Origin of the sequence: Gilliamella sp. HK2, assembly GCF_001690265.1 — a bacterium.
GTDB classification, from domain to species: Bacteria; Pseudomonadota; Gammaproteobacteria; order Enterobacterales; family Orbaceae; genus Gilliamella; species Gilliamella apicola_C.
The window spans coordinates 71,058-80,554 of the sequence record NZ_LZGV01000080.1 but is presented as its reverse complement, the minus strand read 5'-3'; the positions used below and the strand labels follow the sequence as shown (position 1 = coordinate 80,554).

Here is a 9,497-nt window from a genome sequence, read left to right as displayed (position 1 = left end):
GATGTCGGCTCATCACATCCTGGGGCTGAAGTAGGTCCCAAGGGTACGGCTGTTCGCCGTTTAAAGTGGTACGCGAGCTGGGTTTAGAACGTCGTGAGACAGTTCGGTCCCTATCTGCCATGGGCGTAGGAAAATTGAGAGGGTTTGCTTCTAGTACGAGAGGACCGAAGTGAACGCACCGCTGGTGTTCGGGTTGTGATGCCAATTGCATTGCCCGGTAGCTACGTGCGGAATAGATAAGTGCTGAAAGCATCTAAGTACGAAACTAGCCTTGAGATGAGTTTTCCCTGAAGAGATTCAGTAAGGTCCGTTTGAGACTAAGACGTAGATAGGTCAGGTGTGTAAGTGTAGTGATACATTGAGCTAACTGATACTAATGAACCGAGAGTCTTAACCTTACAACTCGGAGTTGTTTTGGAGTTACGCGATAGGATGATTGAAGTTGATGATTGTATAGAGATTGACTTTAAATTGTTTGATAAATGAGAGAGCAGTTTGTTCCGGATTGAGCAATTGCTGTGGATATGAGATAATAGACAGTAATTGAGAGAAGAGAAGACAGGATATGTCTGGCGGTAATAGCGCGGTGGTCCCACCTGACCCCATGCCGAACTCAGAAGTGAAACGCCGTAGTGCCGATGGTAGTGTGGGTATTACCCATGTGAGAGTAGGGTGCCGCCAGACTTTTAAATTTTATTTATATTAACATACCAAATACGGTGGAGCGGTAGTTCAGTTGGTTAGAATACCTGCCTGTCACGCAGGGGGTCGCGGGTTCGAGCCCCGTCCGTTCCGCCACTTCCATTTAGGGGCGTAGTTCAATTGGTAGAGCACCGGTCTCCAAAACCGGGTGTTGGGAGTTCGAGACTCTCCGCCCCTGCCACAAAATAAAATTTATGTTTTAATTTTAGCCAATTAACCGATTTTATCTATATAAATGAAAGAATTTTGTTTACAGATTAACTTTGTCAATTATAATTCCCGCCAACTACTTTTACAATCTAGAGGATAGAACATGGCTGAGAGTTTTATGAGTCAACAACGTTTTTTCGATAATAAGAATTATCCAAGAGGATTTTCTCGCCACGGCGATTTTACTATTAAAGAAGCTATGATTTTAGAAAAGCATGGTTGTGCTTTTAAAGATCTTGACACAGAAGCTAAAAAGCCTACCACTGCAGAAGAAAAATCATTTGTAGAGGTTTGCAAAGGTAAAAAAGAGCCATCAACTGATTTTGAAAAAACATGGTTGAAGTATCTTTCTCGTATCAATAAGCCAAAACGTTTTCATACATTATCTGGTGGAAAACCACAGGTTGATGTAACAGACGATTTTGTAGATAGTGATGACTAATTCTTTAACCAATATTTTTGTGTAATTGAATTAGTAACCGATCCATAGAGCGATAACTTAATGCTTCTGAAACATGTTTTCGTTCTATGGTGTCTGATAAATCTAAATCTGCGATTGTACGCGATACTTTTAGTATCCGGTGCCATGCGCGAGCAGAGAGGCCTAATTTAATTAAAGCTTGTTCTAAATATTCATTATTTTCATTTGATAATTGGCAATAGCATTGAATTTCATTTGTGCTTAATTGGCTATTTAGTTTGCTGCTTCTTTTTAATTGAGTATTTCTTGCTGTTAGAACTCGTTGTTTTATTGTTTCAGTTGATTCTTCTGAAGTTACTTTTTGGCTTAGAGCACCTTTAGGTAGTAAAGGAACTTCAATAGAAATATCGAACCTGTCAAGAAATGGCCCTGAAAGCCGATTCAAATAGCGAATAGTTTGTTGCGGTGTTGTTCTATTATGTGTGCCTTGATAATGTCCTGTTGGGCTTGGATTCATTGCGGCTATTAACTGAAATCTAGCGGGAAATTTTATTTTTGCATTTGCCCTTGAAATGATAATTTCTCCCGACTCAATGGGTTCTCTTAAAGCATCTAATACTTTTCGATTAAATTCTGGTAATTCGTCTAAAAATAATACACCGTTATGCGCTAGAGAAATTTCTCCAGGTTTAGGGATTGTTCCTCCGCCAACAAGTGCTGCAGTTGATGCGCTATGGTGAGGTGCTCTAAAAGGTCTTTTACGCCAATTTTTTATTGATCCATATGAACTGACAAGGCTAGTTATTGCTGCACTTTCAAGTGCTTCATCATCAGATAATTGAGGTAATAAAGAGGTTAAACGCGTTGCTAACATAGTTTTTCCCGTACCTGGAGGTCCAATTAATAATAAATTATGTCCTCCCGCTGCAGCAATTTCTAATGCTCTTTTGGCGTGTTCTTGCCCAATTATATCTTGTAAACTAGCTGGGTTATTGTTACTGTCTTGATATTCACGATATTGAACTGTTGGTAAATCAATTTCTTTATATAAATATTGGCATAATTCTAGTAAATTACTGGCGATTAATGCGTTGTTTTGGTGAATTAAAGAAATTTCTGATTGGTTTTCGGTGGAAATAATTAATGTGCGATTTTTCTTTTTAGAGGAAATTGCAGCAGGTATTGCGCCTTTTACGGCTCTAATATTTCCTGAAAGAGCTAACTCCCCCAAAAATTCATAATGTAATAAATCTTCTGTTGGAATTTGTTCTGTTGCGGCAAGAATAGCAATAGCTATTGGCAAATCAAAGCGGCTTCCTTCTTTGGGTAAATCTGCTGGAGATAAGTTTACCGTTATTTTTTTAGCTGGAAAGGTAAAACCACTATTAATAATGGCACTTCTAACTCGATCTTTTGCTTCTTTAACGGTTGCTTCAGGAAGACCAACTAATACAAAGCCTGGTAACCCATTGCTAATATGAACTTCAACGTTTATTAATGGTGCTTGTATTCCAATAGAGGCTCGAGTATAAATAATTGCAAGTGACATAGTTTCTAATTATTAATTAATATGTTTAATTTTATTATTATCATATTAGAAAATATCGAAAACCCATTAAAGATATTTATTAATGGGATATAACACACAAATAAATAATACGATTTTGCAATGATTTTAATTTGTTTTATTTAAAATGCGTTTTGAAATAAGTAATGATACAAAAAATAGGCAAGTATTACTTAATACTATAGAGGGACCTGTTGGGGTGTCATAAACAAATGAGAATAGCACTCCAGCAACTACCGATAGCATTCCTACTATTATTGCAATTAACGCCATTGTTTCGGGGGTTTTTGAATAATATTTTGCTGTTGCGGCAGGAATGATAAGTAAAGATGTAATAATTAGCGCTCCAACAAATTTCATTGACAGACCTATGGTTAATGCTAGTAGTAAAGTCAAAAGCAATTTTGTGAGCTGTACATTAATGCCATGGCTAAAAGCTAATTCTTCGCTTACAGTGATAAATAAAATGTTATTCCATCGCCAAAATAATAAAGCTCCAATGAATGCTACACAAATAATAATCTGATAAAGATCTGAATATGTTACTGATAAAAGATCGCCAAATAAATATCCCATTAAATCGATACGGATATTGTCCATTAAACTAATTACTACTAAGCCTAGTGATAAGGCACTATGAGCTAAGATACCAAGTAATGTATCAATTGGTAATTGTTTTTGTGCTTCTAACCAAAGTAATCCGATAGCTAGTAAGAGTGTGACAAAAATGACTGCATAAAATAAATTGATATCCAACAAAAAGCCAAATGCGATACCAAGTAAAGCAGCATGTGATAAAGTATCGCCAAAATAAGACATTCTTCGCCAAACAACGAAAGTACCTAAAGGCCCAGTTATGCTAGTTAAACATAATCCCGCTAATAAAGAAGGTAATAGTAATTCAATCATTGTTTTTTCCTTCTATAACTTGGCAAAACAATACGCTTATTTTGCTCAATAGATTGTTTACAACAATCATGTTGGTGATTGTGATGATGTTTATAAATAGCGAGTTGCGAGGTTTCATGTTGTCCAAAAAGAGAAATAAACTCTGGATCATTAGAAACAATTGCTGGTGTGCCAGAGCAGCATATATGATGATTTAAGCAGATTACTTCATCGGTTTTTGCCATGACCAAATGAAGATCATGGGAAACCATTAACACGCCGCAATTGAACTGTTTTTTTGCATCAGCGATTAAATCATATAATAGTACTTGGCCATTGACATCTACCCCTTGAGTAGGTTCATCAAGAATCAGTAATTGAGGGCGCTTAGCTAAAGCTTGAGCGAGCAAAACACGTTGCAATTCACCACCTGATAATTGATGCATAGATTCATTGATTAAATATTCAGCTTTTACCATTGATAATATATTAAAAATATCCTTTTTATTTAACTGACTATTAAGACACATAAAACGTCTAACAGTAATAGGTAGCGTTGGATTTAAGTTGATTGACTGCGGCACATAACCAATCGTTAAGTTAGGTAAGCATGTGATTGTTCCTGAGGTGTATGGCATTAATCCTAAAATAACTTTCACCAGTGTCGATTTACCCGCTCCATTAGGACCAAGTACTGTAATAATTTGATTAAGATGAATGACTAACGAAACATCATATAATATTTTTTGATGGTCAATTTGCACCGAAACATTATCAAGCGAAATGAGAGGAGTCATTTTGTTAATCACCCTTGTCTATAAATATGTTATGTTATATTATAACAATAATTAACTCTATTTTACCATACATAATAAATATAGGAAAATTGTATGAAAAAATATATTCTACTAAATAGTAAAAATTTAGTTTTCTTAATGATACTTGGTTCATTAATGTTTATTCAAAGTATTGTTAATTATGCTAATGCGAAAGTTATTTCGTCTGTAAAGCCAATAGGATTTATTGTCGAAGCAATCGCTTCAGGAGTAACTGATAATGATATTTTACTTCCTGATGGCGCATCTCCACATAGTTATTATTTAAAACCATCTGATTTGGCTAAAGTTAAATCAGCTGAACTTGTGGTTTGGGTTGGCGAAGATATGGAAGCTTTTATGCCAACAATATTAAAAAGTATTGATAAGCAAAAACAAATTGAATTAATGGCAATACCAGAGATTAAAGTATTGCTTCGAACAGGTCATGAGGATCATGAACATGAAGATACTCACTCCCATCCTATACCTGCTAATGGTCATCATGGTGAATATGATGAACATATTTGGCTTTCACCTAAAATTGCCAAGGTGATTGCGCAGTCAATCCATGATCGACTTATTACCCTGTATCCAGATAAAAACGCATTGATTGATGCAAATCTAAACGAATTCATCATAAAACTTGCAGAAACAGAACAAAACATTGCAAAAAAACTCATTAACGTACAAAATAGAGGGTATTTTGTGTTTCATGATGCTTATGGGTATTTTGAATCGCAGTTCGGATTAAAGAATTTAGGCAGTTTTACTATAAATCCAGCAATTCAGCCGGGTGTTCAAAAGGTTTATGCAATTCAACAGGCGCTCAAAGAGCACCGAGCAGTATGTGTATTTCGAGAGCCGCAGTTTAGCCCTGCAGTTATTGAAAAAATAGTGAATGGAACAGATGTAGGTATTGGAGAGCTAAATCCATTAGGAACGGGTATTGCTCTTTCTAAAGATGCATATTCACAATTTTTAGCAAAATTAACAGAGCAACTGTTGGATTGTTTAGATAAAGACTAGTTTTAGAATAAATAGTTAAGGTTAATTTTGGCAAGACAAATAAAATCACCTGATATTGAAAAAAATAATTTTAGAAATACCTATTTTTCAATATTAGGTGTTCTTTTCATTGTTATCTTATTTATCGTTCTGTGGAATCCACTCAATTTGAATCGAACGGTTTATGTTCCTTTAACGCCTCAAGCTGAAACGACTGTAAATGATAACACCCATTCTTCTGTTGTTATCGATGATGGAAAAGTTGAGATGGTAAATGGAAAACCTTCTACAGTTACTGAATCATCAGATATTCCTGAAGATGAGATTGTTAAAGATGAATTAGATGACATTGTTGATGATAAAGATAATACTGTGCAATACACTATTGCACGAGGGGATACCCTGCATGATATCTTGATTCGTTATAACGTTAATCGAAACGACATCTATCAGTTAACGACAAAATTTAAACAACTTGCAAATTTGAGAATAGGTCAACAAATTAGTTGGACGACTGATGATAATCATAATTTGCAAACTTTTAGTTGGACAATCTCCAGTAATAATATTCGAATTTATGAAAAATCGGGCGATAAATTTGTAGAAAGTTCAGAAACAGTTGAAAGTGTACCACAAAATATTGTGATAAAAGGTGATATTAAAAGTAGCTTTGTTGCAGATGCTCGCAAAAATGGATTAACCAGTAATGAAATTGGCGTGATTACTCGTGCTTTGCAATGGCGTTTAGATTTTCGTCGTTTGCAAGTTGGTGATAAATTTTCAGTTGTTTTAACCAGAGAGATGCATGGTAATCGTTTATCTAATAGTCAGCTGTTAGGTGTACGCATTAAAAATGGTACCAAAGATTATTACGCTATTTTAGCAGATGATGGTAAATATTATGATATTAATGCGAACAGTTTGTCGCAAAGTTTTTTCCGTTATCCATTAGCAAAGCAAGCTAGAGTTTCCTCTGGTTTTAACCCTCGTCGCTTACATCCTGTTACCGGTGCGATAACTCCACATAATGGTGTTGATTTTGCAGTGTCTCGTGGTACACCAGTTTTATCAGTTGGTAATGGTGAAGTAGTTATTGCAAAGTATAGTGGTTCGGCTGGTAATTATATTGCTATTCGGCATGGGCGTCAGTATATGACAACTTATATGCATTTGGATAAGATTTTAGTCAAACCAGGTCAGCAAGTTAAACAAGGTGATAAGATTGGGTTATCTGGGAATACAGGGCGTTCTACAGGACCTCACCTACACTTTGAGCTACACATTAATAATAAGCCGGTTAATCCATTGACAGCAAGTTTACCTATTTCGGAAGGGTTGACAGGTAAGTCAAAAAAAGCGTTTTTGTCGAAAGTTAAAACCATTAGCTCACAGCTAGATTTTTAAATTCATACGTTTGTTTTATGCTTCAAAATCGATTTTACCTGAAGCTTTTTTTACAAAAAGAAGACCGCAATATCCTTAAAAAATTATGTTATGATAAGCTAATTTTTATTGGATAATAAATATTAGGTGCAGTTTGAACACGTCAACTAAAACATCAAAAAAACGGTCTCCCAAAAATTCTCCAAAAAATAAAAAAAATAAGAAGTCTACACTTTGTCGCCGGTTTTTGACCTTATTATTTAAACTATTTCTTGTCATTGCAGCTGTGGCTATTGTTTACGGCGTTTATCTTGATCAACAAATCAAGGAGCGAGTTGATGGTAATGTGTGGGAGTTGCCAGCGGCAGTTTATGGGCAAATTATAGATCTTGAGCCTGATAGTGAATATAGTCTAAATGATGTAGTGACAATGTTAGAAGGTGCACAATATCGTCAGCAAGATACAAAAGCCAGCCGCCCAGGTGAGTTTATTGTAAGTAATAATGCTGTTGAGGTTTATCGACGACCTTTTACATTTCCTGATGGTGAAGAACCGTCATTTAGAGTTAGTATTACTTTTTATGAAAATCGTATAGATCGCATTACTAATCTAGAAACTGGGCGCGATTTTGGATTGCTAAAAATTGATCCTAAATTAATTACCATGATGCATTCTCCAAATGGCGAGCAACGATTATTTGTTCCATTGAAGCAGTTTCCTGATTCGTTATTGCAAACATTGGTTGCTACAGAAGATAAGCGTTTTTATGATCATCATGGTGTAAGTTTATATTCTATCGGTCGTGCTATTTTCGTTAATTTGACTACTGGCCGCATCGAAGGAGGCAGTACCTTAACCCAGCAAACTGTTAAAAACCTTTTTCTGACTAATGAACGTAGTTTAAGCCGTAAAATACGCGAAGCCTATATGGCTTTGATTTTAGATGGCCGTTATAGTAAAGAACGTATTTTAGAGCTTTATCTAAACGAAGTTTATTTTGGGCAAGCGGGAGGAGAAGAGATTCATGGTTTTCCATTGGCAAGTCTTTACTATTTTGGGCGGCCAGTTAATGAACTTACATTAGATCAGCAAGCAGTGCTGGTTGGTATGGTAAAAGGCGCTTCGTTATATAATCCGTGGACACAACCTCAACAAGTTATTGAGCGCCGTAACGTGGTGTTAAAACTTGCTCAGCAACAAGGCATAATTGATGATGAGTTGTATAACTTATTAAGTCAGCGCCCACTATCAGTGCTACCCAAGGGTGGTGTGATTTCTCCGCAACCAGCATTTATGCAAGTTGTGCGTAGCGAACTGCGAAGACAATTGGGTGATAAAGCAGATCATTTGTCAGGTATGAAGATTTTTACCACTTTTGATCCGGTAGCTCAATCTGCAGCAGAGCAAGCGGTGACTAACGAAATTGACAAATTGCGCAAATCAACGAAAAAAGAATTACAATCAGCAATGGTTGTAGTTAGTCGAGAAACAGGGGAAATTCGCTCAATTATTGGTAGTGCAGACCCACGTTACCCTGGTTATAACCGTGCTTGGTTAATGCAAAGAGCGATTGGTTCATTAGCTAAACCATCAACGTATTTAACTGCACTTGGGCAACCTGATTATTACCAACTTAATACATGGCTTAATGATAGCCCATTATCGGTTAAGCTTGATAGTGGCGGGTATTGGCAGCCTAAAAATTACGATCGTAAATTCCGTGATCGTGTTATGTTAGTGGACGCTTTGGCACTTTCATTAAATGTACCAACGGTTAATTTAGGTATGGAATTAGGACTGGATGCAACGAAAAATACTTTACAAGCTTTAGGAGTTCCTACGGATCGTATACCTAATCTACCATCAAGATTGCTTGGTGCATTAGAATTAACACCATTAGAAACAGCTCAGATGTTTCAAACTATCACTAATAATGGGCAACGTTCTCCGCTTACTATTTTAAGATATGTATTGACTGATAAAGGTAAGCTAGTTTATCAAAGCTATCCACAACAACTTCAGGCAGTGTCTCGACAATCAGCTTATTTGACAACTTATGCTATGCAACAAGTTGTTAGTTCGGGCACATCTCGTTCATTAAAAGCTAAATACGGTTCGTTTAATTTAGCTGCTAAGACGGGGACAAGCAATGATTCTCGTGATAGCTGGTTTACAGGCGTTGACGGCAGGAATGTTGCTGTTATTTGGATTGGTTTAGATGATCATTCACCAATGAAATTAACTGGAGCTACAGGAGCGCTGAAAATTTATAGTGAATATTTACAAAACAATCCACCAAAGAAATTGGTATTGCCGATACCGCAAAATGTTTTTATGGTACCAATTGATAGTAATGGTCAGTGGCTATGTAATGGCGATGGTGTGCGTACTTTACCCGTATGGACCATTAACCCTAAGGATTTATGTTCTGGAAATAACCAAATGATGGCCACTGAACAGGTACCCAATTGGGTTACAGACCTATTAAATAATTAAGAGGGG

7 protein-coding genes, 2 tRNA genes and 2 rRNA genes are annotated in these 9,497 nt (G+C 36.3%); 8 read left to right on the top strand and 3 right to left on the bottom strand.

Going from position 1 to position 9,497, the window contains the following annotated elements; translation table 11 throughout:
* The 5 genes from A9G45_RS08175 to A9G45_RS08155 form a co-directional block, all read left to right on the top strand.
* Positions 1-398, top strand: a 23S ribosomal RNA gene (locus tag A9G45_RS08175); the annotation flags it as partial.
* 170 nt (positions 399-568) lie between these two features.
* Positions 569-684, top strand: a 5S ribosomal RNA gene (rrf, locus tag A9G45_RS08170).
* Between the two features lie 37 nt (positions 685-721).
* Positions 722-798: transfer RNA gene (locus tag A9G45_RS08165), tRNA-Asp, on the top strand.
* A gap of 9 nt (positions 799-807) precedes the next feature.
* Positions 808-883, top strand: a tRNA-Trp gene (locus A9G45_RS08160).
* A 132-nt stretch (positions 884-1,015) separates the two neighbouring features.
* A complete protein-coding gene (locus A9G45_RS08155) occupies positions 1,016-1,354 on the top strand; it encodes a DUF413 domain-containing protein (protein WP_065567801.1) in 339 nt (112 codons plus the stop codon).
* A 4-nt stretch (positions 1,355-1,358) separates the two neighbouring features.
* On the opposite strand, the gene A9G45_RS08150 is transcribed toward A9G45_RS08155, so the two are convergent.
* The 3 genes from A9G45_RS08150 to znuC all read right to left on the bottom strand — a co-directional run bounded on the left by A9G45_RS08150 (position 1,359) and on the right by znuC (position 4,585).
* Complete coding sequence (locus A9G45_RS08150; RefSeq protein WP_065567800.1) at positions 1,359-2,882, bottom strand: YifB family Mg chelatase-like AAA ATPase; 1,524 nt, start codon at positions 2,880-2,882, stop codon at positions 1,359-1,361.
* A gap of 126 nt (positions 2,883-3,008) precedes the next feature.
* Positions 3,009-3,809 carry a zinc ABC transporter permease subunit ZnuB gene (gene znuB, locus A9G45_RS08145; protein ID WP_065567799.1) on the bottom strand — a complete coding sequence of 267 codons (801 nt, stop codon included), beginning with the start codon at positions 3,807-3,809 and terminating at the stop codon, positions 3,009-3,011.
* Positions 3,806-4,585 carry a zinc ABC transporter ATP-binding protein ZnuC gene (gene znuC, locus A9G45_RS08140; protein ID WP_065567798.1) on the bottom strand — a complete coding sequence of 260 codons (780 nt, stop codon included), beginning with the start codon at positions 4,583-4,585 and terminating at the stop codon, positions 3,806-3,808. The genes znuB and znuC overlap by 4 nt, the downstream gene beginning before the upstream one ends.
* Before the next feature lie 93 nt (positions 4,586-4,678).
* On the opposite strand from znuC, the gene znuA reads away from it, so the two are divergent.
* The 3 genes from znuA (at position 4,679) to mrcB (ending at position 9,491) form a co-directional block, all read left to right on the top strand.
* On the top strand, positions 4,679-5,632 hold the full coding sequence (gene znuA, locus A9G45_RS08135; RefSeq protein ID WP_065567797.1) for a zinc ABC transporter substrate-binding protein ZnuA: 954 nt from the start codon (positions 4,679-4,681) through the stop codon (positions 5,630-5,632).
* A gap of 27 nt (positions 5,633-5,659) precedes the next feature.
* On the top strand, positions 5,660-7,015 hold the full coding sequence (mepM, locus tag A9G45_RS08130; RefSeq protein ID WP_065567796.1) for a murein DD-endopeptidase MepM: 1,356 nt from the start codon (positions 5,660-5,662) through the stop codon (positions 7,013-7,015).
* A 133-nt stretch (positions 7,016-7,148) separates the two neighbouring features.
* Positions 7,149-9,491 (top strand): bifunctional glycosyl transferase/transpeptidase, encoded by a 2,343-nt coding sequence (mrcB, locus tag A9G45_RS08125; protein WP_065567795.1) that lies wholly within the window; start codon positions 7,149-7,151, stop codon positions 9,489-9,491.
* Positions 9,492-9,497 lie beyond the last annotated feature (6 nt).

Coding starts and splice junctions, on each gene's coding strand:
- A9G45_RS08155 (WP_065567801.1), top strand. CDS start 1,016: ATGGCTGAGAGTTTTATGAGTCAACAACGTTTTTTCGATAATAAGAAT.
- A9G45_RS08150 (WP_065567800.1), bottom strand. CDS start 2,882: ATGTCACTTGCAATTATTTATACTCGAGCCTCTATTGGAATACAAGCA.
- znuB (WP_065567799.1), bottom strand. CDS start 3,809: ATGATTGAATTACTATTACCTTCTTTATTAGCGGGATTATGTTTAACT.
- znuC (WP_065567798.1), bottom strand. CDS start 4,585: ATGACTCCTCTCATTTCGCTTGATAATGTTTCGGTGCAAATTGACCAT.
- znuA (WP_065567797.1), top strand. CDS start 4,679: ATGAAAAAATATATTCTACTAAATAGTAAAAATTTAGTTTTCTTAATG.